At 74.0% G+C, this 24,654-nt stretch carries 21 protein-coding genes; 10 read left to right on the top strand and 11 right to left on the bottom strand.

Annotation, left to right across the window (positions count from 1 at the left end; genetic code table 11):
* Nucleotides 1–21: 21 nt before the first annotated feature.
* Nucleotides 22–1,560: an ATP-binding protein gene (locus ACLIBK_RS05465; protein WP_415386218.1), complete on the bottom strand. Its 1,539-nt coding sequence runs from the start codon at nt 1,558–1,560 to the stop codon at nt 22–24.
* Nucleotides 1,557–2,279: a response regulator gene (locus ACLIBK_RS05460; RefSeq protein WP_415386217.1), complete on the bottom strand. Its 723-nt coding sequence runs from the start codon at nt 2,277–2,279 to the stop codon at nt 1,557–1,559. Before ACLIBK_RS05460 ends, ACLIBK_RS05465 begins: the two co-directional genes overlap by 4 nt.
* Nucleotides 2,280–2,564: 285 nt before the next feature.
* On the opposite strand from ACLIBK_RS05460, the gene ACLIBK_RS05455 reads away from it, so the two are divergent.
* Nucleotides 2,565–3,491 carry a DNA-3-methyladenine glycosylase family protein gene (locus tag ACLIBK_RS05455; RefSeq protein WP_415386216.1) on the top strand — a complete coding sequence of 309 codons (927 nt, stop codon included), beginning with the start codon at nt 2,565–2,567 and terminating at the stop codon, nt 3,489–3,491.
* 17 nt (nt 3,492–3,508) lie between these two features.
* A complete protein-coding gene (locus tag ACLIBK_RS05450; RefSeq protein WP_415386215.1) occupies nt 3,509–4,678 on the top strand; it encodes an aminotransferase in 1,170 nt (389 codons plus the stop codon).
* Nucleotides 4,679–4,689: 11 nt separating this feature from the next.
* Here ACLIBK_RS05450 and ACLIBK_RS05445 read toward each other — a convergent pair whose 3' ends face one another.
* Together ACLIBK_RS05445 and ACLIBK_RS05440 are read right to left on the bottom strand one after the other, a co-directional pair.
* Complete coding sequence (locus ACLIBK_RS05445) at nt 4,690–5,664, bottom strand: Bug family tripartite tricarboxylate transporter substrate binding protein (protein ID WP_415386214.1); 975 nt, start codon at nt 5,662–5,664, stop codon at nt 4,690–4,692.
* 40 nt (nt 5,665–5,704) lie between these two features.
* Nucleotides 5,705–6,712 (bottom strand): amidohydrolase family protein, encoded by a 1,008-nt coding sequence (locus ACLIBK_RS05440; RefSeq protein ID WP_415386213.1) that lies wholly within the window; start codon nt 6,710–6,712, stop codon nt 5,705–5,707.
* Nucleotides 6,713–6,979: 267 nt separating this feature from the next.
* Between ACLIBK_RS05440 and ACLIBK_RS05435 the strand changes: the two genes are divergently transcribed.
* From ACLIBK_RS05435 to ACLIBK_RS05420, 4 genes are all read left to right on the top strand, one after another.
* A complete protein-coding gene (locus ACLIBK_RS05435) occupies nt 6,980–8,203 on the top strand; it encodes an ABC transporter substrate-binding protein (RefSeq protein ID WP_415386212.1) in 1,224 nt (407 codons plus the stop codon).
* A gap of 91 nt (nt 8,204–8,294) precedes the next feature.
* On the top strand, nt 8,295–10,109 hold the full coding sequence (locus ACLIBK_RS05430) for an ABC transporter permease (RefSeq protein ID WP_415386211.1): 1,815 nt from the start codon (nt 8,295–8,297) through the stop codon (nt 10,107–10,109).
* A 130-nt stretch (nt 10,110–10,239) separates the two neighbouring features.
* A complete protein-coding gene (locus tag ACLIBK_RS05425) occupies nt 10,240–10,980 on the top strand; it encodes an ABC transporter ATP-binding protein (RefSeq protein ID WP_415386210.1) in 741 nt (246 codons plus the stop codon).
* On the top strand, nt 10,977–11,738 hold the full coding sequence (locus ACLIBK_RS05420) for an ABC transporter ATP-binding protein (RefSeq protein WP_415386209.1): 762 nt from the start codon (nt 10,977–10,979) through the stop codon (nt 11,736–11,738). Before ACLIBK_RS05425 ends, ACLIBK_RS05420 begins: the two co-directional genes overlap by 4 nt.
* A 40-nt stretch (nt 11,739–11,778) precedes the next feature.
* Here the strand turns inward: ACLIBK_RS05420 and ACLIBK_RS05415 are convergent, their stop codons facing one another.
* The 4 genes from ACLIBK_RS05415 to hpnA form a co-directional block, all read right to left on the bottom strand.
* Complete coding sequence (locus tag ACLIBK_RS05415) at nt 11,779–12,543, bottom strand: hopanoid-associated phosphorylase (protein ID WP_415386208.1); 765 nt, start codon at nt 12,541–12,543, stop codon at nt 11,779–11,781.
* 135 nt (nt 12,544–12,678) lie between these two features.
* Nucleotides 12,679–14,658: a squalene--hopene cyclase gene (gene shc / locus ACLIBK_RS05410; protein ID WP_415386248.1), complete on the bottom strand. Its 1,980-nt coding sequence runs from the start codon at nt 14,656–14,658 to the stop codon at nt 12,679–12,681.
* Nucleotides 14,659–14,764: 106 nt separating this feature from the next.
* On the bottom strand, nt 14,765–16,201 hold the full coding sequence (locus ACLIBK_RS05405) for a glycosyltransferase (RefSeq protein ID WP_415386207.1): 1,437 nt from the start codon (nt 16,199–16,201) through the stop codon (nt 14,765–14,767).
* The gene (gene hpnA, locus ACLIBK_RS05400; RefSeq protein ID WP_415386206.1) at nt 16,198–17,211 is read right to left on the bottom strand and encodes a hopanoid-associated sugar epimerase; all 1,014 of its coding nucleotides are present in this window, start codon (nt 17,209–17,211) and stop codon (nt 16,198–16,200) included. Before hpnA ends, ACLIBK_RS05405 begins: the two co-directional genes overlap by 4 nt.
* 157 nt (nt 17,212–17,368) lie before the next feature.
* Here hpnA and ACLIBK_RS05395 point away from each other — a divergent pair, with 157 nt between their 5' ends.
* Together ACLIBK_RS05395 and ACLIBK_RS05390 are read left to right on the top strand one after the other, a co-directional pair.
* The gene (locus ACLIBK_RS05395; RefSeq protein ID WP_415386205.1) at nt 17,369–18,361 is read left to right on the top strand and encodes a Bug family tripartite tricarboxylate transporter substrate binding protein; all 993 of its coding nucleotides are present in this window, start codon (nt 17,369–17,371) and stop codon (nt 18,359–18,361) included.
* 113 nt (nt 18,362–18,474) lie between these two features.
* Nucleotides 18,475–19,452 carry an SAM-dependent methyltransferase gene (locus ACLIBK_RS05390; protein ID WP_415386204.1) on the top strand — a complete coding sequence of 326 codons (978 nt, stop codon included), beginning with the start codon at nt 18,475–18,477 and terminating at the stop codon, nt 19,450–19,452.
* An 87-nt stretch (nt 19,453–19,539) separates the two neighbouring features.
* Here ACLIBK_RS05390 and maiA read toward each other — a convergent pair whose 3' ends face one another.
* From maiA to ACLIBK_RS05375, 3 genes are all read right to left on the bottom strand, one after another.
* Nucleotides 19,540–20,172 (bottom strand): maleylacetoacetate isomerase, encoded by a 633-nt coding sequence (gene maiA / locus ACLIBK_RS05385; protein ID WP_415386203.1) that lies wholly within the window; start codon nt 20,170–20,172, stop codon nt 19,540–19,542.
* 225 nt (nt 20,173–20,397) lie between these two features.
* Nucleotides 20,398–21,252 carry an SDR family NAD(P)-dependent oxidoreductase gene (locus ACLIBK_RS05380; protein ID WP_415386202.1) on the bottom strand — a complete coding sequence of 285 codons (855 nt, stop codon included), beginning with the start codon at nt 21,250–21,252 and terminating at the stop codon, nt 20,398–20,400.
* 16 nt (nt 21,253–21,268) lie between these two features.
* Nucleotides 21,269–22,345: a dihydrodipicolinate synthase family protein gene (locus tag ACLIBK_RS05375; RefSeq protein ID WP_415386201.1), complete on the bottom strand. Its 1,077-nt coding sequence runs from the start codon at nt 22,343–22,345 to the stop codon at nt 21,269–21,271.
* Nucleotides 22,346–22,666: 321 nt separating this feature from the next.
* Here ACLIBK_RS05375 and ACLIBK_RS05370 point away from each other — a divergent pair, with 321 nt between their 5' ends.
* Nucleotides 22,667–23,530 carry an isocitrate lyase/PEP mutase family protein gene (locus tag ACLIBK_RS05370; protein WP_415386200.1) on the top strand — a complete coding sequence of 288 codons (864 nt, stop codon included), beginning with the start codon at nt 22,667–22,669 and terminating at the stop codon, nt 23,528–23,530.
* A gap of 102 nt (nt 23,531–23,632) precedes the next feature.
* On the top strand, nt 23,633–24,610 hold the full coding sequence (locus ACLIBK_RS05365) for a Bug family tripartite tricarboxylate transporter substrate binding protein (protein ID WP_415386199.1): 978 nt from the start codon (nt 23,633–23,635) through the stop codon (nt 24,608–24,610).
* Nucleotides 24,611–24,654 lie beyond the last annotated feature (44 nt).

Below are 24,654 nucleotides of genomic sequence, written 5' to 3'. Positions count from 1 at the left end.
CTTCCGACGGCCCGCTCGGGCTCAGGCCGGCAGCGTCACCAGTGCCCGCAGCCCGCCGCCGCCCAGGTTGCTCAGCGTCACGTCGCCGCCATGGGCGCGCAGGATGTTGCGCGCGATGGGCAGGCCCAGGCCGGTGCCGCCGGTTTCCCGGTTGCGGCTGGTTTCCAGCCGGCGAAAGGGCTGGAACACCGCTTCCTGGGATTCCTCCGGCACGCCGGGGCCGTCATCCTCCACCGCCAGGCGCACCGCGGCCCCGCCACGGCTGCCGGGCAGGCCGGGACGCGGGGCTTCCAGCCGCACCCGCGCCGCGCCGCCGTATTTCAGGGCGTTCTGCACCAAGTTGGCCAGTGCCCGCTTCAGCGCCCGCGGCCGGCCGCGCACCGTCAGCCGTTCCGGCCCGTGATAGGCGATGCTGTCGCCGTGCTCGGGGTGGGCGTCGGCGGCCTCGTCCAGCACGGTGCGGCACAGCGCGGCGAGGTCCAGCGGCACCGAGGGCTCGTCCGCCGCGTCGTCGCGGGCGAAGTCCAGGGTGGCGTTGACCATCGCCTCCATCTCGTCGAGGTCGTTGAGCATCCGCCGGCGCTGCTCGTCATCCTCCAGGAACTCGGCGCGCAGCCGCAGCCGGGTGATGGGGGTGCGCAGGTCGTGGCCGATCGCCGCCAGCATCTGCGTGCGGTCGCCCACGAAGCGGCGGATGCGCTCGGCCATCACGTTGAAGGCGTGCGCGGCGGTGGCGACCTCCGTGGGCCCGTCCTCGCGCAGCGGCGGCGCGTTGACGTTGCGGCCCAGGGCTTCCGCGGCGCGGGCCAGCACGGCCACCGGCCGGGTCAGGCGGCGCGTCGCCCACACCGTCAGCAGCGCCGCGGTGGCGGTCATCAGCATGAAGGAGAACAGGAAGGTTTCGGAATGCCAGGGCCGGGTGGGCGGCAGCGAGAGGCGGATGTTCAGCCATTCCGCCCCCTCGCCCGGGTCGGGCAGGCGCAGCGACACCAGCAGCCGCCCGGCACGGCCGCTGCCGGCGATCACCTCGCGCGGGCGCAGGCGGGGCGGCGCGCCCAGCAGGGTTTCCAGCCGTAGCAGGCGCAGCAGCTCCTCCGGCGGCGGGTCGATGCTGCCGCGCGCGCTGGGCTCGTCGGCCAGCTCGGCTTCCAGCCCCTCGGGCAGGTCCAGCCCGTCCATGATCAGCGGCCGGCGCTCGCGCGGGGCGTTCAGCAGCCCGCGCCACAGCACGAAGGCGCGGGAGGAAATCTCGCGCGCCTGGGCGATGCGCTGCAGGTCCACCCGGTCCAGCGCGTGGATCGTCAGCCCCGCCGCCTGCACCACCATCAGCCCCAGCAGCAGGAACAGCGCCGTGCGCGCCGCGAGCGACCGCGGCAGCAGCCGCCGCAGGCCGGACCCGACATGCCGCGCCGCGACGCAGGCCGCGGGGTCGGCCACCGGCCGGGCCAGGCCCTGGTCCGCCGGATGCGGCGACGGGCGCCCGGCCGGCTGGCCGAGGCCGCGCCCGTCCCAGCCTTCCGCCCCCCGGCCGCCGCGGCCCGTCGCTTCCGGCGGCGTCACGCCGCCCGCTCGACGCTCGCTGCCAGCACGTAGCCGCCGCCGCGCACCGTCTTGATCAGGCTGGGGTTGCGGCCGTCATCCTCCAGCTTGCGACGCAGGCGCGACACCGCGACGTCGATGGCGCGGTCGAAGGGCCCGGCCTGCCGGCCGCGCAGCAGGTCCATCAGCATGTCGCGGGTCAGCACGCGGTTGGGCCGTTCCACCAGCACGGTCAGCAGCTCGTATTCGCCGCCCGTCAGCGGCACCTCGGCGCCATCGGGGTTGAGCAGGCGGCGGCGGGCGGGTTCCAGCGTCCAGCCGGCGAAGCGCACCGCCTTGGCCGGCGGGTCCTTGGGCGCGGCGCCCTCGCCGGACGCGCGGCGCAGCACGGCGCGGATGCGCGCCAGCAGCTCGCGCGGGTTGAAGGGCTTGGCGACGTAGTCGTCGGCGCCCAGCTCCAGCCCGACGATGCGGTCGGTTTCCTCCCCCATGGCGGTGAGCATCACGATCGGCACGTCGGACTGCCCGCGCAGCCAGCGGGCGAAGTCCAGCCCGGATTCCCCCGGCAGCATCAGGTCCAGGATCACCAGGTGGTAGCGGCCCAGCGGCCAGGCGCGCCGGGCTTCCCGCGCTTCGCGGGCCGCGGTGACGCGGAAGCCCTGCTTTTCCAGGAAGCGCGACAGCAGTTCGCGGATCTCGCGGTCGTCGTCCACGACCAGGATATGCGGGGCAGGTTCCATGGCCTGTTACATAAGGCGCGCCGCGCGCCGCCGTTGCACGAAGTTGCAACGATATGTTGCCACCATCGCCCCCGTTGCCGGGCGTTGCACTTCCTCGTGTTCGGGGTCTTGGGATCGGGGCCCGGCAGGCACATCTCGGTCGCACTGGACGGTGCCCTTTCCCCCTCCTCAGGGGGCACCGGACTGTGCAGGCGGCGGGCGGACCTCCTCTACCCCCCTCGGGTCCCCCGCCGCCTCCCTCTTCCCCTCGCCATCCATTCGCGCTGCACTGGCCGCATCCCCAGGATGCGAACCCGCCGCCCCATCGCCGCCCCCGGCTCCGCCGCGCCCCCGGGCCGGCGCCGCGACGCCGCCGCGGCCGCGCCGGACGGCGCGACGCTGCCGCCCGCTCCGCCGCAGGCCGGGCGGTGCGCCGGAACCGCCGCGCGACGCCGCGCCGGGTCGGCGGCCCAGCCCGACCCGGGACTTCCTGCCGCACGGCCGCAGCCGCTCCTGCCGGCTCCGCCGGGACCGCTCCTGCCCGCTCCGCCGCCACTCCTGCCGACCCCGGCCGCAGCTCTCCTGCCGGCACCGCCGGCCTGGGCGCGGGCCGGGCTGGACGCGCTGTCCGCGGCGCATCCCGAACTCGCGCGCATCGAGCGCACCGTCGGCCCGCTGCCCTGGCGCAGCCGCCCGCCCGGCTTTCCCGGGCTGCTGCGCGCGATTTGCGGGCAGATGATCAGCGACCGCGCCGCGGCCGTCATTTTCGCCCGGCTGGCGGCGCTGCCGGGGGCGCTGGAACCGGCGGGGCTGCTGCAGCTGGACGATGCCGCGCTGTGCGGCGTGGCCGGCCTGTCCCGCCCCAAGGCGGCGCATGCCCGCGCCCTGGCGACGGCGGCGCTGGACGGCCGGCTGCCGCTGGACGCCCTGCCGGACATGACCGATGCCGAGGCCCTGGCCGCCCTGTGCGCCGTGCGTGGGCTGGGGCGCTGGACGGCGCAGGTCCACCTCCTCTTCGCGGAAGGCCGCCCCGACCTGTTCCCCGAGGGCGATCTGGCCCTGGCCGCGGCGCTGGCCCACCTGCGCGAACTGCCCGCCCGCCCCACCCCGCGCGTCCTGGCGGCGGAGGCGGAGAACTGGCGCCCCTTCCGCTCCCTGGCGGCGCGGCTGCTGTGGCACTGGTGGCGACACGCCACCGGCCGCGCCGCGATGGACCCCACCGCCGACGCGTGACACAGACGGCAACCAGAATGCTCGCCCTGTCGCCCCGGCTGCGCGCCACCGCCGCACCCCCGATCCCCGCCGCCCGCGCCTGGAGCGCCCGCTACCGCGGCGCCGCCGGCCCGATGCTGGACCTGAGCCAGGCCGTGCCGGGCTACCCGCCGCATCCCGCGCTGCTGCAACGCCTCGCCGCCGCGGCAGGCGAGCGCGAGGGCGCCGCCTACGGCGAGATCGAGGGCGATCCCGCGCTGCGCGAAGCCCTGGCGGCAGAGCTTTCCGCCACCTACGGCGCGGCGATCGCGGCGGAGGACGTGGCGATCACCGCGGGCTGCAACCTCGCCTTCTCGCTGGCCGCCGCCGTGCTGGCCGGCACGGGCGAGGCGGTGATGCTGCCGGTGCCCTGGTACTTCAACCACCGCATGGCGCTGGAGATCGCGGGGATCGGCGCCGTGCCCCTGCCCTGCCGCGCCGCCGACGGCTTCCTGCCCGACCCCGAGCGCGCCGCGGCCGCCCTGGACGCCGCCGGCGGCCGGGTGCGCGCCCTGGTGCTGGTGACGCCCAACAATCCCACCGGCGCGGTGCTGCCGCCCGACACTCTGGCCCGCTTCGCCGCGCTGTGCCGCGCCCGCGGCGTGTGGCTGGTGCTGGACGAGACGTATCGCGACTTCCTGCCCGCCGGCGCCCCGCACGCGCTGTTCCGCAACCCGGACTGGCGAAGCGGCGTGGTGCAGCTTTATTCCTTCAGCAAGTCCTACTGCGTCCCCGGCCACCGCGTCGGCGCCATCCTAGCCGGTCCCGCCTTCCGGGCGGAACTGCGCAAGGCGCTGGACACCTGGCAGATCTGCGCCCCCCGGGCGGCGCAGCGCGCCCTGGCCTGGGCGGTGCCGGCCCTGGCGGACTGGCGGGCCAGCAACCGCGCGGTGATGGCCGGCCGCGCCGCCGCCTTTGCCCGGGCCGTGGCGCCCCTGCCCGGCTGGCGGGTGGACGCGCTGGGCGCCTATTTCGCCTATCTGCGCCTGCCGGACGGAGCCCCGGACGCCGAGGCGGCCGCTGAGATCCTGGCGGCGCGGCACGGGCTGCTGGGCCTGCCCGGCCCTTTCTTCGGCCCAGGGCAGGAGCGGCACCTGCGCTTGGCCTTCGCTAACGTGGAGGAAGCCGCCCTGGCCGAGGTTCCGGCGCGGCTGGCCGCGCTGGGGTGAGCGGGCGTGCCTCAGTCCAGGTTCACGCCCAGTGCCCGCACGAGTTCCCCGTATTTGCGGTCGTCGTCGCGGATCAGCGTGCTGAACTCCGCCGGCGACAGGATCAGCGGTTCCAGGCTGCCGGACACGTTGAGCCTTTCCGCGAAGTCCGGGCGGGCGAGCAGGGCCTGCACCTCCGTCCGCAACCGCGTCACCACCGGCTCCGGCGTGCCGGCCGGGGCGAAGAGGCCGAGCCAGATGTCGATGGCGTAGCCGGGGTAGAACTCCCCGATGGTCGGCAAGTCCGGGAATCGTGTGGAGCGGTGGGAGCCGCTGGCCGCCAGGGCGCGGAGCTGCCCGGATTCGAGCAGGCCGGCGCTGGAGGCGCCGGTGAACATCACCTGCGTGTCGCCGCTGATGGTGGCGTTGACCGAGAGCGGGCCGCCGCGGAAGGGCACGTGTAGCAGTTCGATCCCCGCGCGCTGCCGCAGCAGCTCCATCGCGAACTGGTGCTGGCTGCCCGCCCCACCGGAGGCATAGGCCAGGGGCGGCCGGTGATCCCGCGCATAGGCGATGAACTCCTCGAAGCTGCGCACCGGCAGCCTCGGGTTCACCGCCAGCAGGAATTGGTTGCGCGCCACGCTGGTCACGGGGATCAGGTCGCGCAGCGTGTCGAAGGGCAGCCGCGCATAGACGTGGCGGTTGATGACGATGTTGCTGTCGGCAGCCAGCAGCAGCGTGTAGCCGTCCGGCGGCGCGGTGGTGACCACCTCCATGGCGAGGTTGCCGTTGGCGCCGGAGCGGTTCTCCACCACCACGGGCTGGCGCAGGCTCTCGCCGATGCGCTCGGCGATCAGCCGCGCCGCGATGTCGGGCGCAGCCCCCGGCGGGATCGGGGCGAGGATGCGTATGGGGCGGCTGGGAAAGTCCTGCGCAAGCGTCGCCCCGGCCGGGGCGAGCGCGGCGGCCAGGAGGACGGGCAGCAGGCGTCGAAGCAGGCGGAGCATCGCGATCCTCCACGCTGGGTCCGGGAAGAAGGGTGGGGGATCAGTCCAGGCCGAAGAGGCGCCGCGCGTTGCCGTGGCAGATCTTGTTGCGGTCCTCCTCCGACAGGTCGAGGGATTCCAGCACCGCGATGGTCGCCTTGATGTAGCCCGTGCCCTTCTCCGGATCGAAGGGACAGTCGGAGGCGAAGAGCACGCGGTCGGGCGTGAAGAAGGAGATGCCGCAGATCGTCGGCCCTCGCGCCCCCGCCAGGGCGGTGTCGCCGTAGAATTCCTTGAAGTAGTCGAGCGGGCGCTTCTTGAGCCGCTTCAGGATGGAGGCGTAGTCCTCGTCCGAGGTGCGCGAGCCCAGTTGGTCCCAGCTATGCCCGACCCGGCCCTCGAAATAGGGGATGATGCCGCCGAGGTGGTGCGACACGACTTTGAGGTCCGGGTAGGTGTCGATGATGCCGGAGAAGACCAGCCGCGCCAGCGCCGCACCGGTCTCGAAGGGCCAGCCGATGACGCTGTTGATCTCGTATTTGGACTTGGTCTCGTTGCGGTAATCCGCCATTTCGCGCGTGCGGATCGGGTGCAGCAGGATCGGCCGCCCGGATTTCGCGATCACCTCGAAGATCGGCCAGAAGCGTTCCTCGTCCAGCGGCGCGCCGTCCACGTTGGTGTGCAGCTGGATGGCGTTGGCGCCGTTGCGCAGCACGCGCTCCGCCTCGCGCAGCGCAGCCTCGGGCGCGTTCATCGGCAGAGAGGCGGCATAGCCCGGGAACTGCTGCGGATGCCGGGCCACCAGCTCGGCCAACTCGTCATTACCGATCCTGGCCCATTCCGGCGAATCCTCCGGCCCCCAGAGCCGGTCGATCGCCGGCATGCTCAGCGACAGGATCTGCGAATAGTCGGGAAAGGAGTCCACGATGCGAAGCCGCTCGTCGAGGTCGAACAGCGCGGGGATGCCGCGCACGCGCTTGCCCATGTCCTTCTGGCCCGCGGGGGTTTCCACCACGCCGGCAAAGAACCGCTCCGGAAAGAAATGATTGAAGGCGTCGATGTAGCGCACCCGGAATTCCCCCCAAACGGCATTCACCGGCCGCTTGTTGCGGCTTCGCGCGGAGTGTCCGGTCCGTGCTCCCGTCCCGTCAACCGAAATACCTGCCCCGATGCGGAAGGGCGGCCCGCCTGGGGTGCAAGCCCTGGGCGGGCTGTCCGGAGAGGTGGTTCCCCTCTGGCCTCGCGCCGATCATCCGGCACGGCTTGACGGGCCGACTTGCACCGGGCCGCCCGTGCGCGCATCTGGACGCGGCGCGAAACGATGCGGGATTCGGCGATGGCGGGCGGGATCGGGCGGCGAGCCCTGGTGGCGGGTACGGCGGCGGCGACCCTGGCGGCACCGCGGCTGGTGCGAGCACAGGGCGAGCAGCCGCTGCGGATCGGGGAGATCAACTCCTACACCGCCCAGCCCGCCTTTCTCGGCCCCTATCGCAATGCCTGGATCCTGGCGCAGGACCAGATCAACGCCGCCGGCGGCGTGCTGGGCCGCAAGCTGGAAACGGTGTTCCGCGACGATGCCGGCCGCCCCGAGGACGCCGTGCGCCACGCGCAGGAACTGGTGCAGGGCCAGGGCGTGGCGCTGCTGGCCGGCGGCTACCTCAGCAACATCGGCCTGGCGCTCAGCGACGTGGCGGCGCAGTCCCGCCGCGTCTACGTGGCCAGCGAGCCGCTGACGGACGCGCTGGTCTGGGCCCGCGGCAACCGCTTCACCTTCCGGCTGCGCCCTTCCACCTACATGCAGGCCGCGATGCTGGTGGAGGAAGCGGCCAAGCTGCCCGCCACCCGCTGGGCCACGGTGGCCCCCAACTACGAGTACGGCCAGTCCGCCGTGCGCTGGTTCCGCGAGCTGCTGAAGCGCGCCCGCCCCGAGGTGCAGTTCGTGGGCGAGCAGTATCCCGCCCTCGGCCGCATCGATGCCGGCGCCACCGTGCAGGCGTTGGCGGCCAGCAACCCGCAGGCGATCTTCAACGTCACCTTTGCCGGCGACCTGACGGCGCTGGTGCGCCAGGGCGCCTCGCGCGGGCTGTTCGAGAACCGCGCGGTGGTGTCCATGCTGACCGGCGAGCCGGAATACCTCGACCCGCTGGGCGACGAGGCGCCGGAGGGCTGGATCGTCACCGGCTACCCCGAGCCCGACCTGTACAACCCCGTGCACGACAGCTTCCGCGCCGAATACCGCGCCCGCTGGAACGAGGCGCCGCGCTGCGGCTCGATCGTCGGGCACGACACGGTCACCGCCATCGCGGCCGCCATCAACAAGGCCGGCAGCACCGAGACGGAAGCGCTGATCGCCGCCCTCAGCGGCCTGCGCTTCCCCACCGCCTTCGGCACCGGCGAGGTGGAGTTCCGCGCCCTGGACCACCAGGCGACGCTGGGCGCCTTCGTGGGCCGCACGGCGCTGCGCGACGGCCGCGGCGTGATGGTGGACTGGCGCTACGCCGACGGCGCCGCCTACCTGCCCGCCGAGGAAGTGGTGCGGGGCATGCGGCCGCAGGGGTGAGGCGCGCAGGACCTTCGGACCGCACCGGCTCCCCGGGCCGCGACGCTGGCCGGCCCGCCCGGGTGGAACCTCCGGCGCGGATGGCCGGCGGGTGAGCGCCGAGGCGCTGCTCGCGCAGGGGCTGAACGGGCTGGCCAGCGCCTCCTCGCTGTTCCTGCTGGCCTCGGGGCTGACGCTGATCTTCGGGGTCAGCCGGGTGGTGAACTTCGCCCATGGCAGCCTCTACATGCTGGGTGCCTTCCTGGGCTGGACGGTGTCGGCGGGGTGGGGGCTGGGCTTCTGGTGGGCGCTGCTGCTGGTGCCGCTGGCCACCGCGGCGGGCGGCGCGCTGCTGGAGATGCTGCTGCTGCGCCGCCTCTACGCCGCCCCCGAGCTGTACCAGCTGCTGGCCACCTTCGCCCTGGTGCTGATTGCCCAGGACGCGGCGCTGTGGCTCTGGGGGCCGCAGGACCTGCTGGGCCCGCGCGCGACGGGGCTGCGCGGCACGGTGGCGGTGCTGGGCACCCGCTTCCCGCTCTACGAGCTGTTCCTGCTCGCCCTCGGCCCCCTGGTGCTGGGGCTGCTGCTCCTGCTGCTGCGCTTCACCCGCTTCGGGCTGCTGCTGCGCGCCGCCACCGCCGACCGCGAAATGCTCTCGGCCTTGGGCACCGACGCGCGCTGGCTGTTCACCGGCGTTTTCGCCCTGGGCGCGGGGCTGGCGGCACTGGCCGGGGTGCTGCAGCTGCCGCGCGCGCCCGTCACGCTGAACATGGACCTGCCGGCGGTGGTGGACGCCTTCGTGGTGGTGGTGGTGGGCGGGCTGGGCTCCGTCACCGGCGCCTTCCTGGCGGCGCTGCTGATCGGGCTGCTGCAGGCCTGGGGCATCCTGCTGCTGCCCAAGGTGACGCTGGTGCTGGTCTTCGCCGTGATGGCCGTGGTGCTCGCCTTCCGCCCCTACGGGCTGCTGGGGCGGCCGCTGGCGCCGGCGCTGCAGGACGCGGCCCCGCCCCTGCCGCCGGCGCCGGCTTGGTCGCCCTGGCTGTGGGGCGCGGCGCTGGTGGCGGTGCCGCTGGCGCTGCCCTTCCTGCCCGCGCACGGCGTGTCGATCGTGACGCAGGGGGCGACGATGGCGCTGTTCGCGGCCAGCCTGCACCTGCTGCTGGGGCCGGCGGGCATCACCTCCTTCGGCCACGCCGCCTGGTTCGGCGCCGGTTCCTACGCGGCGGCGCTGGGGGTGCGGCACCTCGGCGCGCCGATGGAGCTGGGGCTGCTGGCCGCGCCGCTCCTGGCCGGGGCGCTGGGCTGGCTGGGCGGTCTGGTGGTGCTGCGCCTGTCGGGCGTCTACGCCGCCATGCTGACCCTGGCGCTGACGCAAATCCTGTTCTCCGCCGCCTTCCAATGGAGTGACTGGACCGGCGGCGACAACGGCGTGCTGGGCGTCTGGCCGGCGGAGTGGGTGCGCGACCCGCTGCGTTACGCCTACCTGGCGCTGCTGCTCTGCGGTGGCGGGGTCTGGCTGCTGCGCCGGCTCGTGCGCTCGCCCTTCGGCCTGGCGCTGCGCGCCGCGCGCGACGCCCCGCACCGCGCCGAGGCCGCCGGCCTGCCCGTGCCCCGCCTGCGCCGCGCCGCCTTTGCCCTGGCCGCCGCGGCCGCCGGGCTGGCGGGGGCGGTGTTCTCCTATGCCCAGGGCAGCGTGTTTCCCTCCGTGCTCGGGCTGGGCCGTTCGGTGGACGGCCTGTTGATGGTGCTGCTGGGCGGCATCCACAGCCTGTCCGGCCCGGTGCTGGGCGCCGTGGCCTGGACCCTGCTGAACGAGCAGCTGGTGCGCGCCACCGACTACTGGCGCGCCGTGCTCGGCCTCGTGGTGCTGGCCCTCGTCCTGTTCTTCCCGCGCGGCCTGCTCGGGGCCCGGCAGGCCAGCCGGTGACGCGTTCCCGGCCCGGGGGCGGCCCTGCCCCCTGCCGCGGGCAGCGCCCGCCCCGGCGACGCGGCGCGCGGGGACGGCATCCCCGCCACCGCCCGGGCCAGGTGCCCGCCCCGCACCGGACCGCCCGCGCATGATCCTGCGGGCGGCGGAGCTGGTGCGCGCCTTCGGCGGCGTGCGGGCGGTGGACGGGGTGTCGCTGAGCCTCGCGCCGGGGGAGATCCTGGCGATCATCGGCCCCAACGGCGCGGGCAAGAGCACCGCCTTCGCCCTGTTGGGCGGCCAGGACCAGCCGGATGCAGGGCGGGTGCTGCTGGACGGGGCCGACGTCACCGCCCTGCCGCCGGCGCGGCGGGCGGCGCTGGGCCTGTCGCGCACCTTCCAGGTGGCCGGCGCCTTCGCCTCGCTGACGGTGCGGGAAAACGTGCAGGCGGCGCGGCTGGCGCGGGCGGGCAGCTGGCGCGCCACCTGGCGCGACGCGCGGCGCGACGACCCGGCCGCGTCGGATGCGCTGCTGGCGCGGCTGGACCTGCTCGACTGGGCCGACCGCCCCTGCGCCGCCCTGCCGCAGGGCGGGCTGAAGCGGGTGGACCTGGCGGTGGCGCTGGCCACGGCCCCGCGCGTGCTGCTGCTGGACGAACCCACGGCCGGCCTGCCGGCGGCCGAGCGCGACGCGATGATGCGGCTGGTGGTGGACCTCGCCCGGCGCGACGGCCTGGCGGTGCTGTTCACCGAGCACGACACGGACGCGGTGTTCCGCCACGCCGACCGGGTGATGGTGATGGCGCGCGGCCGGGTGATCGCGCAAGGCGCGCCGGCGGCGGTGCGCGCCGACCCCGCGGTGCGCGCGGCCTACCTGGGCGCCGCGGGATGAGCGCGGCGGGCGACGCGCCGGCGGCCGCCGGACAGGACGGGCCGGGGCGGGACGGGCAGGCAGCCGGTGGATTGGAGGTGGCCGGGCTGGTGGCCGGCTACGGCGCGGCCGAGGCGCTGCGCGGCGTGTCCCTGCGCGTCGCCGCGGGTGAGTGCCTGCTGCTGCTGGGCCGCAACGGCGCCGGCAAGAGCACCACGCTGAAAACGGTGATGGGCGTGCTGCGCCCCCGCACCGGCACGCTGCGCTTCGAGGGCCGCGACCTGTCCGCCCTGCCGCCGCACCGCATCGCCCGGGCGGGGCTGGGCTGGGTGCCGGAAGACCGTCGCGTCTTCGCCGGGCTCAGCGTGGCGGAGAACCTGGAAGCCGGGCGCCGCCCCGGCTCCGGCTGGGACCGCGCGCGGGCGCTGGCGCTGTTTCCGGAACTGGAGCCGCTGCTGCGGCGCGACGCCGCGCGCCTTTCGGGCGGCGAGCAGCAGATGCTGGCCATCGCCCGCACGCTGATGGGCGGCCCGCGTCTGCTGCTGCTGGACGAGCCCTCGGAAGGCTTGGCACCGGTGGTGCTGGACCGGCTGGCGGAAGCCCTGGCGGCGCTGCGCCGGGACGGGCTGTCGATGCTGGTGGCGGAAGGCAACCTGCCCTTCGCCCGCGGCTTCGCCGAGCGCTGCGCCGTGCTGGACCGCGGCACCGTGGCCTTCGAGGGCCCGCTGGCCACCCTGCTGGCGGATGCTGCGCTGCGGGAGCGCCTGCTCTCGGCGTGAGGAAAGGAAGCCGGGGAAAAGTATTCCCCCGGACCCCCATCTATTTTCGGGAGTTTTCGGGGGCTCCCGTGGCCACCGGCGCCCCCGAAAACTCCCGAAAAAAGGAGGGGGTCCGGGGGAGTTCACTCCCCCGGCCTTCTCCCAACGCAGCCCCGGCCGCCCGCAGCGCGCGCATCGCCGCCGCCGTGCGCGCCGCCGTGCGCAGCAGGTCCGGCAGGTCGCCGGGGCGGCGCAGCAGGGCGGCCAGCACGCGGGGGATGTCGGGCCGGCCGTCCGGGGTCAGGCCGACCACGGCGGCCCGCGGCAGGCGGTGCCCGGCGGCATCCGCCACCACGCGCAGGGCCGCGAAGGGCAGCCGGCGCTGGGCGGCGAAGCGGGCGGCCACGCCGGATTCCAGGTCCACCGCCAGCGCGCCGGTGGCGGCCCGCAGCGCCGCCTTGTCGGCGGGTTCCGCCACCACGGCCGCCGCCGCCGCCAGCCGGCCGCCCTGCACCGCCAGGCCGGCCACTTCGCAGGCGCCGCGCAGCGCGGCGGCCCAGCGCGGATCGGCGGGCAGCCGCGTGCCGTCGGGCAGGCACACTTCCGTCGCCAGCAGGATCGTCCCCGGGCGCAGGGCGGGGTCCAGCCCGCCGGCGATGCCGAAGCTTAGCACCCCGCGCGCGCCCTCGCCCGCCACGGCGGCCAGCGCTTCGCCCAGGCGCCGCGGGTCGCCGCCGGCGCAGAGGGGGCGGAAGACGTCGCCGCGCGGCAGGGCACGGGCCTCGGCCAGCAGCCCGACCGCCACCAGGATGGGGGAAGCCGTCACCCTGGTGCCGGGGCGGTTCGTGCCGGACGCGCGAACCGGCGCAGCGGTCCCGCCGGCCGCGGCGTCGCTCCGGGGAACCGGGCCGGCACGGGGCGCCTGGGCCGGTCGGCCGCCGTCACCGGCCGCGGCGCGCCGCTACAGCCCGTGCGGCACCCGTCCGGCATTGCCGCGCCGCAGCTCCCGCGCCCGCGCCAGGGCCCAGAGCGGGAAGATCTGCGCGTAGCCGAGGTAGCGCAGGTAGAAGACGCGCGGGAAGCCGGTGCCGGTATAGGCCTCCTCCTCCCAGCCGCCTTCCGGCGCCTGGTGCGCCATCAGCCATTCCAGCCCGCGATCCACCGCCGGGTCGTGCGCCTCGCCCGCCGCCATCAGCCCCAGCAGCGCCCAGGCGGTCTGCGAGGCGCTGGACGGCGCCTCCGGCCGGTCGGCGGGGTTCAGCGCGTAGGAAGCGCCGTCCTCGCCCCAGCCGCCATCGGCGTTCTGGTTGGCCTTGAGCCATTCGGCGGCGCGGCGCACCGGCGGGGCCGCGTGCGGCGTGCCCACCGCGTTCAGCGCGCTCAGCGCCGACCAGGTGCCGTAGACGTAGTTGATGCCCCAGCGGCCGAACCAGGACCCGTCCGGCTCCTGCATCGCCAGCAGCGCCCGCAGCCCGCGCCGCGCCACGCGGTCGTTGGCCGGCAGGCGGCCGAGCTGCGCCAGCATCCCCAGGCAGCGCGCGGTGACGTCGGCGGTGGGCGGGTCCAGCAGCGCGCCGTGGTCGGCGAAGGGGATGGAGTTCAGGTGGTGCGCGGTGTTGTCGGCGTCGAAGGCCGCCCAGCCGCCGTCGCGCGACTGCATCCCCGCCACCCATTCCGTGGCGCGGTCGATCGCCGCCTCGATCGCGGCGGGGTCACCGGCATCGGCGCGGTCGCGCGCCCGGTCCAGCGCCAGCACCACCGCCGCGGTGTCGTCCAGGTCGGGGTAGTGCGGGTTGTTGTACTGGAAGGCCCAGCCGCCCGGCCGCAGCCCCGGGCGCGTCACCGCCCAGTCTCCCACCACCTCCGTCACCTGCCGCGGCAGCAGCCAGCGCAGCCCCTGGGCGGCGGCCGCCTCGGCCTGGGGGTCGCGGGTTTCCAGCAGGGCGTGGGCGGCCAGCGCGGTGTCCCAGACCGGCGACAGGCAGGGCTGCACCAGCGCCTCGTCCTCGCGCTCGATCACCAGCCCATCCACCGCCTTCCAGGCAGTGACCACGCGCGGGTCGCTGTCGGGCACGCCGAGGCAGCGATACATAATCAGCGCATTGGCCATGGCGGGGTAGATGCCGCCCAAACCGTCCTCGCCGTTCAGGCGCTCATCCACGAAGCGCATCGCCGCGGCCTCGGCCTTCTGGCGGCGGCTGGCGGGGAAGCGGTGCTGGGTGCGCTGCAGGGCGGCGTCGAGGCCGCGGAACAGGGTGGCCCAGGGCTCCGCCTCGTGCCCGCCGCCGGGCCAGCGCTTCACCTGCTCGGGCGGGGTGGCGAAGAGTTCGGACAGGTCCGGGCAGGGCTCGTCGGAGCGTGGCCGGCGACTGTTCACCACCAGCAGCGGCACCAGCACAGTGCGCGCCCAGTAGGAGATCTTGGAGAGGTGGAAAGGGAACCACCGCGGCAGCAGCATGATCTCCGGCGGCATGACCGGCACGGCGCGCCAGGGGATCTGCCCCAGCAGCGCCAGCAGCGAGCGGGTGAAGACGTTGCTCCGCTCCGCCCCGCCCAGCGCCAGGATCGCGGCGCGGGCGGCCTGCATGTGCGGCGCGTCCGGGTCGTCGCCGATCCACTTCAGCGCCAGGTAGGCCTTGACCGAGGCGCTGATATCCGGCGCCCCGGCATGGAACAGCGACCAGCCATCCGGCCGCTGCAGCCGCCGCAGGTGGACGCCGATCCGCGCTTCCAGCCCGCGGTCGGGGCGGCCGAGGAAGCGGCGCAGCACCACGTATTCCGCGGGAATGGTGGCGTCGGCTTCCAGGTCGAAGGCCCAGTGCCCGTCGTCGCGCTGCCGACCCAGCAGCGCCGCCGTGCCCCGCGCGATCGCGGCGTCGAGCGGGGCGCCGCCCACGAACGGCCGGGCGGGTGCGGCGGTGGCCGCGGCGAGGTCACGCATGCTGGACAAGGTCAAAAACAATCCCCTCGGTGGCTGCCGGCCCCGGAAGCCTGGGCGGGCCGGCACCGCTTTCCTGCGGAAAGGACACGCCGCGGTGTGGACCGACTTACGCGACCTTCCCGGGTTCGCGAAGCCTCGGCGGCGCGGTTCCGCCATGCTCTCCCTCAGCCGTGACCGCTGCGCCACCCTCGGGCGCCGCGGTGGCCGGGGCCGTGCCGGGCAGCAGGGCGGCCGGGGCGTCGCGCCGATGCGCCTCGCCCTTCCACAGCCCGCCGCGGCCGCGCCATTCCGCCCAGGCGGAGTCGAGGGTGAAGAGCAGGTACAGCGCCGCCACCGCCGGCAGCGCCGCCCCGCGCCAGGGCGACAACCCGTAGAAGAGCAGGATCGGCGTCGACACCTTCACCATGGCCAGCCAGGCCGCCACGCCCAGCCAACGCGGCGTGCCCTCGGCGAAGATCGCCAGCAGGGGCGGTGCCAGGAACACCAGTCCCAGCCCCAACACGGTGCCCAGCAGCAGGAAAGGATTGTAGCCGAGTTGCGCGTAGGCTGTGCGCGCCACCATGCGGCGCAGCTCGCCCAGGCCCTCGTAGGGGCGCAGCGACACCACCCGCCGGGTCAGCCCCAGCCAGATCGGCCGCGACTCGCCGCTGGCGGGACGCCCTTCGGCGCCCCGGGCGCGCTCTGCGCTGCCGCGGGCGCGCTCTGCGCTGCCCTGGGGATGCTTGATGCGGCGGGCCAGGGTGCAGTCGTCGATGATGGCGCCGCGCATCGGCTCCAGCCCGCCCGAGGCTTCCAGCGCGTCGCGGCGCAGCAGTACGCAGCCGCCGGCGGCCCCGGCGGTGCGGGCGGCGGGATCGTTCACCCAGCGGAAGGGGTAGAGCATCCCGAAGAACAGCACGAAGAAGGGGATCAGCGCCCGCTCCGCCGCGTTCTCGCAGCGCAGCCGGGCCATCAGCGACACCATGGCCAGCCCTTCCGCCCGCGCCCGGCGTACCAGGGCGCGCAGGCTGTCGCGGTCATGGCGGATATCGGCATCGGTGAGCAGCAGGTATTCCGGCGCCGTGCCCGTATCGGCGGCAGGCGGGTCGCCAGCCGCAACCGCACTCGGCGTGGCGGCCAACGGGTCACCGGCCGCGACCGCGCCCGGCGTGGCAGCCAGCGCCTCCAGCCCCTGCTGCTGCGCCCAGAGCTTGCCGGTCCAGCCCGGCGGCCGCGCCCGGCCGGTGACCACGATCAGCCGCGGGTCGCCCACCGCCGCGGCGCGGGCCAGATCCCCCGTGCCGTCCGTGCTGCGGTCATCCACCACCACCAGCCGGAAGGGGCCGGGATAGTCCTGTGCCAGCAGGGAGCGCACGGTGGCGCCGATGGTCGGCGCCTCGTCCCGCGCCGGCACGATCGCGGCCACCGCCGGCCAATCGGCGGGATCGGGCAGTTCCGCCGCGTCCTCGTCGTTGACGTCCGTGCGCCACCAGCGGCCGCGCAGCCCCAGCAGCACCGCCCAGGCCAGAACCGCGGCCAAGGCGAGGAGCAGCGCCGGGCTCACGCCGGCAGCATCCCCCGCAGCCGGAACCAGTCCAGCGCGTCGGCCACGGCTTCCTCCCAGGGGCGGGCGGCGTGGCCCAGCTCGCGCGCCGCCTTGGCGGAGGAGAAGAACATCCGGTAGCGCGACATCCGCAGCGCATCCCGCGTCAGCAGCGGCTCCTTGCCGGTCAGCCGCGCCCAGCCCTCCATGCCCAGCGCCAGCGGATAGAGCGGCCCGCGCGGCAGCGGCACCGGCCGGGCGCTGCGGCCGGCGAGGCGGCCGGTTTCCAGCAGCAGCTCGCGCAGCGTCACGTCCTGCCCGCCGAGGATGTAGCGCTCCCCGATCCGGCCACGCTCCAGCGCCGCCACGATGCCGCGGGCGCAGTCATCGGCGTGCACCAGGTTGAGCCCGGTATCGACGTAGCCCGGCACCTTGCCGCGCGCCGCGTCCAGCAGCACCCGGCCCGTGGGGGTCGGCCGCACGTCGCGCGGGCCGATCGGGGTGGAGGGGTTGGCGATCACCGCCGGCAGCCCTTGCTCCGCCACCAGCCGCTCCACCGCGCGCTCGGCCTCCACCTTGGTGCGCTTGTAGGGGCCGATGGCCTCCTCCGGCCGCGCGGCATCGGTCTCGTCCGCCGGGGTGCCGTCGGGGCGGGGCTTGAGGGTGGCGACGCTGCTGACATGCACGGCGCGCTTCACGCCCGCCGCCAGGGCCGCGCGCATCAGCGTCTCGGTCCCCGTCACGTTGACCGCCGCCATGCGCGCGGGGTCGGGCACCCAGAGGCGGTAGTCGGCGGCGCAATGCACCACAGCGTCGGCGCCGCGCATCGCCGCCGTCACCGAGGCGGGGTCGAGCAGATCGCCGGGGGCGTAGTCGATCGGTAGCCCGTCCAGCACGTGCCGCGGGGTTTCCGCCCGCACCAGGGCGCGCACGCCGTGGCCGGCATCCAGCAGGGCGCGCGCCACGGCGGAACCGAGAAAGCCGGTGGCGCCGGTGAGCAGGACGCAGCGAAAGATGGAACTGTCGGGCATTCGGTCCGGTGCGGAATGGGATGGCGCGGAGTTTCGCCCGCGGGGCGGGCCGGGTCCAGGCGGGTCCAGGCCGGGTGCCATCGCACTACGGCCCTCGCCGCGGATGGCCCGGGCCGTGCATGCTGCCCGCCACCACGCGACCAACCCAGGGGATTCGATGCTGCGACGCCGCCACTTCGGGCAGGGCCTGCTCGGCCTGTCCGCCAGCCTCCTGCCCGGCCTCGCCGGCGCCCAAGGGGGATCCCAGGGCAGCTTTCCGGACCACCCGCTACGCTGGGTGGTGGGCTATCCGCCCGGCGGTGCCTCGGACGTTTTCGCACGGCTGATCGGCACGCAGATGGGCGCGGTGCTGGGCCAGAACGTGGTGGTGGAGAACCGCGTCGGCGGCGGCGCCGTGCTGGCCAGCGAGGCCGTGGCTCGCGCCGCGCCCGACGGCTACACGATGCTGCACGTCGACAACGGCAACCTCGTCTACAATCCCGCCCTCTACGCCCGCCTGCCCTACGACCCCGACCGCGACCTGACGGGGGTAGGCTTCATCGGCCGCTTCCCGCTGTTCCTGGCGGTGCGGCCGGACGACCCCGCGCGCTCCTTCGCGGACTACGTGGCGGCGTCGCGGCGCCGGGCGCCGACCTACGGCTCGCCCGCCGTGGCCTCGCCGCACCACCTGGCGATGGAGCTGCTCAAGCGCCGCGCCGGCGGGTTCGAGGCGGTGCACGTCCCTTATCGCGGCGCCCCGGCCGCCATGCAGGACCTGCTGGCCGGCGCGGTGGACAGCGTGATGGTGGACTGCGCCACCGGCATCCCCTTCCTGCGCGACGGCAAGGCGCGCGCCCTGCTGGTGATGAGCGAGGCCCGCAGCGCTTCCGCCGCGGATGTTCCCACCGCGCTGGAGCTCGGCCATGCCGGCGCCGTGGCCTATGGCTGGCAGGGCATGTCCGTCCCCGCCGCCGCCCCTGCCGCCGCGGTGGCCCGGCTGAACGAGGCGCTGAACCGCGCCGTGACCACCGGCGAAACCCAGGCGCGCATCCAGGCCCTGGGGGTGGAAGCTTCGCCGGGCACGCCGGCGGCCTTCGGCGAGTTCGTGGCGCGCGAGAACGCGGTGTGGCGGCCGCTGATCCGGGAGCTGGGGATCCGGCTGGACTCGTAAGGCTGGATGACCCGCAGAGGGCGCTGCTCCCTCGCGGGCGCCACCCAGCCCTTCCCGCCGGCCCCGGAGCCGGGCACACACCCCCGTTCATGCCGGGAAAGGCTGGAACGACGTTGCTTCGCTGGTTGAGTGGCGGCTGGGTGCGCGGGCGGGAAGCGCAGCTGGCGGCATGGAACACCAAGGTGCTCGGCTCCGTGCTGGCCCGCCAGGCCTACGAGAAGGGTTTGGCCGGCTACGGCCTGACCGCCCCCGAGGCGCCGGAGCATGTCGGGCTGACCGGGCGCCTGTGCCGGCAGGCGGATATCGAGGCGCCCTGGCTGCACCACTGGTGCGCCCGGCAGCACATCGCGCCGCTGTATCACCGCAAGGTCTGGGAAGATTGCTACGCCCTGCAGGCGCTGTGGGAGGCCGGGATGCTGGCGCCCGGCAAGCGCGGCCTGGGCTTCGCCGTGGGCGCCGAAGCCCTGCCCGCCTTTCTGGCCGCCGAGGGCGCGGAGATCCTGGCCACCGACCTCGACGCTTCCGACCCGCGCGCCCGGCAATGGATCAGCGCCGAGCAGCACGGTTCCGACCACGAGCGGCTGTTCCGCGACTACCTGGTGGACCGCGCCACCTTTGACGCCAAGGTGTCCTTTCGCGCCGTGGACATGGGGCGCATCCCCGCCGACCTGCACGGGCAGTTCGACTTCCTCTGGTCCGTCTGCTCCTTCGAGCATCTCGGCAGCGTGGAAGCGGGGCTGCGCTTCGTCGAAAATGCCATGCGCTGCCTCAAGCCCGGCGGGGTCGCGGTGCACACCACCGAGTGCAACCTGGACAACACCGGCCCCGGGCTGGAAAGCGGCCCCACCGTGCTGTTCCGCCAGCGCCACCTGGAGGAGCTGGTGCGCCGCCTCGCCGCCGCCGGCCACGCCCCGGCCCCGATGGACTTCGACCCCGGCACGGGGGTGATGGACAAGTTCGTGGACCTGCCGCCCTATCCGCTCAACCCGGCCTGGCCGCTGCCGATCGACGCCGAGGCGCCGCACCTGAAGCTGTCGGTGCAGGGCATCATCACCACCTCGGCGGGGATCATCGTGCGGGCGGCGGGATAGGTTCCGCCACCCGCGTCGGCGGCCGGGAAAACCGGTCCCGGCGCTGCACGGGCGGGGCCACGCTCTGCCGGGACGGCGCCGCGCGCCTTATTCCGCGTCGGGCTGGCGCTCCGGCTGGGCGTCGGCAAAGGCTGGCAGCGCCAGGCAGGCGCTTTCCACCGCCAGCAGCCGCGGCCAGACCGACACGTCGCAGCCGAAGCGGCGGGCATTGCTGAGCTGCGGCACCAGGCAGAGATCCGCCAGCGTCGGCGCCGCCCCGAAGCAGAAGGGCCCCGACTGCTTCTCGATCAGCGTCGCACAGGCCGCGAGACCCTCGTTGATCACGTCCCGCGCCCAGCCGGTCACGACCTCCTCCGGCTGGCCCAGGGCGCGCAGCCGCGCCAGCACCTTCAGGTTCTGCACGGGGTGGATGTCGCAGGCGATGGCCTGGGCAAAGGCGCGCACATGCGCCCGCGCCACGGCGTCGCGCGGCAGCAGCGCCGGCTCGGGGTGGGTTTCCTCCAGCCATTCGCAGATCGCCAGCGACTGGGTGAGCACGGCGCCGTTGTCCAGCTCCAGCGTCGGCAGCAGGCCCTGCGGGTTCAGCCGCAGGTAGTCCGGCGCGCGCTGCTCGCCCTTGCGCAGGTGGTGAAAGGACCGCTCCGCCTCCACGCCCTTGAGGTTGAGCGCGATCCGCACCCGCCAGGCGGCGGTGGAGCGGAAATAGCCGTGCAGGCGCATGCCGTATCCTCCCGGAAAACCAGCGCGTCGCCGAGGAAACGCGCGCCCACACCGTCTAGGGGCCGCGCCTCAGCCTGTCGATGGCGGAGGCCAGCCCGCCGCCATCGACACCGGGGGGCGTGAGGTCCTGGCCCGGGTCGCCACGGTCAGCGGCATCGGCGGCGGGGTGGTACGGGAGCCTTTGAACGGCGGCGTCGGCGTGCTCCGCTGTCCTTCCAGACGCCTTCACGTGGTCGCTGGCCTGGGCCGCACGGATTGCGTGCCGAAGCCGGGCCAGGCGGCCGGTGCCGAGGCGGCCGAGGCCGCTTCCGCACCCGGCAACTCCCCGCGCCAGTTTCGGGCGATGACGCGGCGGTTGGTGAAGCCGTCCGAGCCCTCGCCGAGCAGCCACACGGCCGGCGCGCCCATGACCTCCGGCCGGATCATGGCGTGGCGCGGCATCGGGCTGTTGGCCGGGATCAGCGGCGTGTCGGTCGGGCCGCCGGGGGCCAGCGCGTTGACCGTGACGCCCGTTCCCTCCAGTTCGCGCGCCCAGCTGGCGGTCGCGGCTTCCAGCGCCGCCTTGGACTGGCCATAGGCCGCGTTGTTGGGCTGCAGCATGGTGTCGAAGCTGGTGGTGACGTTGACGATGCGCCCCCAGCCCTGGCGCAGCATGGCCGGCACGGCGGCGCCGGCCAGGATCCAGGCCGCGCGCACGTTGATGTCCATCAGCCGCTGCCAGGCGCCGATGTCGCATTCCCAGAAGCGCACGGGTTTCACGGCATAGTCCGGGCTGAACACGGTGGGTCCGATGCCGGCGAGGTTGACCAGCCCGTGCAGCGCCCCGTGCTCCGCCAGCACGCCCGGCACCACTGCCTCGCAGGCGCTGCGGTCGCCGAGATCGGCGCGATGCGGGAGGAGCTTGGCTTCGAGCCCCCGCGCGCGGGCACGCCCGAGCAGGGCGTGCAGGGCCGCCTCGTCGCGATCCACCGCCACCACGGCGGCGCCCGCTTCCAGCAGGGCCAGCGTCATCACGCTCCCCATCCCCCCCGCGGCGCCGGTCAGCAATACGGTCTTGCCGTCCAGGCGAGGAGGGGTCATCCCGGCGACGTCACCCTCAGGCGTAGAGCGGCGTGCGCGACAGGTCCTTCATGCGGATGCCCTTGGCGTAGTTCGCCTTGCCCACCACGAACTCCTCCTCGGGCGCTTCCGTGGTGGGGATGCCGATCTTGCGGTACTGCTCGCGGATTTCTTCGCGCCCCTTGGCGTCCAGCACCGCCACCGCGTCGGAGTTCTTGCTGGAGCCGCGCGGCAACCCGCCATTCCCGCCGACGCACCAGTGGTAGTAGTTGATGTGCGCCCAGGGATGGCTGCCGCGCAGCAGGTAGCTGCGCTGTAGCTCGTGGACGTAGTTGTAGGCGGGGATCATCTGCCAGTACGGCGTCATGGCCGCTTCCAGCCGCCCGGCATTCACCAGCTGCATGAACTCGGTCAGGTACGGCTTCTCGGGGGATTGCAGCGATTCCACCACCCATTGCCCCAGCCACTGCACGTGGTGGTGCCGCGCCAGCGGCGGCACCAGGGTCAGGTTGGCGGGGCCGAACAGGATGCGGTCGCCCAGCCGCTCCGCCATCTCGAAGGCCGAAGCGGGATTGATCACCTGGGTGAACTTCATCCCCACCACGTTCGGCACCTCGGCCAGGCGGTCCAGCACCTCCATCACGATGCCGCTGGGATGGAAGCGGCGCAGCGCCGGCGCGTGGTAGCCGTAGAGGATGATCGGCAACCGCGTGGCGTCAGTGAGCTGCCGCAGGTAACGGTACACCTCGTCCGGCGATTCCGGCTGCAGGTGACGGGGATACTCGATGAAGGCATGGGTGCAGCCCACCTTCTCGCCGTGCTGCATCAGCTCAATGCCGGCCTCGAGGTCGTGGATGGCAGCGTTGATGCCGATCAGGATCTTGCCGCGCCCCTCATCCGCAGCAATCTCCAGGAACTGCTTCTTTTCCGGCATGGTGGTGTAGGTGCAGGAGCACATTGCCGCGAAGAAGCCATTGCGGATGCTGTTGCGCACGTCGTGCCGGATGCCGTCCTCGTCGAGCGCGGAGAAATCGGGCGTGAAGGCGGTTTTGAGGGAGTCCTCGACCCCCTTGTAGTGCTCCCGGGCCCACTGCTTCTGCTCGCTGCTCGCCATCGCGGCCTCCCCGGTGCGCGGCGACGCACGAAGGCACGGCGGGCCGCCTCACTCTCTGTGCTTTGGGCGGCTTGATGCTGCGCCGCCGATGAAGTTTCCTGACTCACTCGCGAGGTGTCAACTTGGGCGCGGGTGCCGCGGAGCCGGGCTCGCCGGCACCGCGCGGTTCGCGCTCCGCATCCGTGCGGCTGCGGGAAGGCCGTGCAGCGCCCCCCCCCGGGGGAGCGGCAGGAAGCACCCGGGCGCAAGCTCGCCCGGTCAGAAAAGGAGCCGGCCGGGATGTCGTGCCCCGCGCTGGCCGGATGCATGGAAGGAAGCGGAATGGAAAGTCTGCGCAGCCTGCTGGATCGGCCCGAACTGCTCGTGGCGCCGGTGGCCCTCAACCCCATCATGGCGCGGCTGGCCGAACAGGCCGGCTTCAAGAGCCTGTATCTCAGCGGCGGCTCCCTCGGCTGGCTGAAATGCGTGACGGAAGCCAATCTCACGCTGACGGAGATGGTGGACGTGGCGCTGGAGATGCGCAGCGCCTCCGCCCTGCCCATCATCCTCGATGCCGGCGGCGGCTGGGGCGATCCCGTCCACCTGCACCGCACCGTGGCGCTGTCGGAAGCGGCGGGCATCCAGGCCATCGAGATCGAGGACCAGCTGTTGCCGCGCCGCGTGCACCACCATGTCGGCATCGAGCACCTCGTGCCGACGGAGTTCATGGTGAACCGGATCAGGGAAGCCGTGGCAGCGCGCAGGAACCCCGACTTCCTGGTGATCGGCCGCACCAATGCGCGCCGCGTCCATGACCTCGACGAGACGCTTCGCCGCGGCGAAGCCTTCAAGAAGGCCGGCGCCGATATGCTGTTCCTCTACACGCGCAATCCGGATGATCTCCGCATCATCGGCGAGCGCCTGCCAGCGCCGCTGATGCTCTTCGCTCCCGAGGAAGGCTTCGCCGAATTCGCGCTCTCGGCTGCCGATCTCGCCGGGCTCGGCTATCGCGTGGCGGCCTCGCCCGGCTCGGTCTTCGCGGCGATGTTCAAGGCCATGCGCCTCGCCTACCGGCACCTGGCCGATGGCACGCCCGACCCGTTCCTCGGCGCCAAGGAAGCCTCGCGCGAGATGAAGGCTGCCCAGGCCGTGACCGGGCTGGAGCGGCTGCTGGAAATCGAGAAGCGGACCATGCCGGACCACTGAGCGGCCCACCAGGGCCGCAGCGGCCGGGTCGGATGCGCCGCCGCTCGCCCGCCCTGTCCGGCAGGAAGCGCCCAGGAAAAACACAACGAGGAGGAAACAACGTTGAACACCACCCGCCGCGCCCTGCTGGGCGCCTCGGCCATGACCGTGCTGGCCCGTCACGCCGCGGCCCAGGCCAGCTATCCCACCCGTCCCGTGCGGGTGCTGATCCCCTTCACCTCCGGCGGCGCTTCGGACACGGCGCTGCGCCTCACCGCCAGCGCCCTGTCCCAGACGCTCGGGCAGCCCTTCGTGGTGGAGAACCGGCCCGGCGGCAACACCATCATCGCCGCGGATCTGGTCGCGAAGTCGCCGCCCGACGGCTACACGCTGCTGTTCTGCTCCTCCTCGACCATGAGCACCAACCCCGTGCTCTACGGCGAAAGGCTGCCCTATGATCCGGAGCGGGATTTCGCCCCGGTCGGTCTGGTGATGCGGCTGCCCTACTTCGTGTTCGTGCCCGCGGACTCGCCAGCCCGCAACCTGGAGGAGTTCCTGGCCATGGCGCGGGCGCGGCCGGGGCAGCTGACCTTCGCCTCCATCGGCAACGGCACGGTCGGTCACCTGGCCTCGGAGATGCTGACCCGGGCGGCCGGCGTGAACATGCTGCACGTCGTGTACCGCGGCTATTCCAACGTCGCGCCGGACCTGGCAGCGGGCCGGCTGTCCATGACCGTGGCCGATCTCACCACCTTCGGTCCGCTGCTCAAGGCCGGGCAGCTGCGCGTCCTGGCCGCGGGAACCCGGGAGCGTTCCGATTTCCTGCCGGACGTGCCGGGCATGTCGGAACTCGGCTTCCGCGAGGTGGATGCCAGCGTCTGGGCCGCGCTCTTCGCCCCGGCCGCCACGCCCCCCGCCGTGATCGCGCGGCTGAACGAGGCGCTGCAGGGCTACCTGCGCACGGAAGCCGCGCGCAATGCCTTTGCCGGGACGTCGCAGGTTCCGACACCGGCGCCGCCGGAGGAGCTGCGCCAGCAGGTCCGGGCGGATGCCGGCGTTTACGGGCCCCTGATCCGCTCGCTCGGTATCACGGTGGATTAGCGCCGGCCGCGATCTGCCCGGACAGCGTGGCCGGCGGCCAGCAC

The organism is Roseomonas sp. BN140053 (genome assembly GCF_047690175.1).
Classification (GTDB): Bacteria; Pseudomonadota; Alphaproteobacteria; order Acetobacterales; family Acetobacteraceae; genus Roseomonas.
The sequence above is the reverse complement of the archived record's forward strand: the minus strand, read 5'-3'. Positions and strand labels throughout refer to the sequence as shown.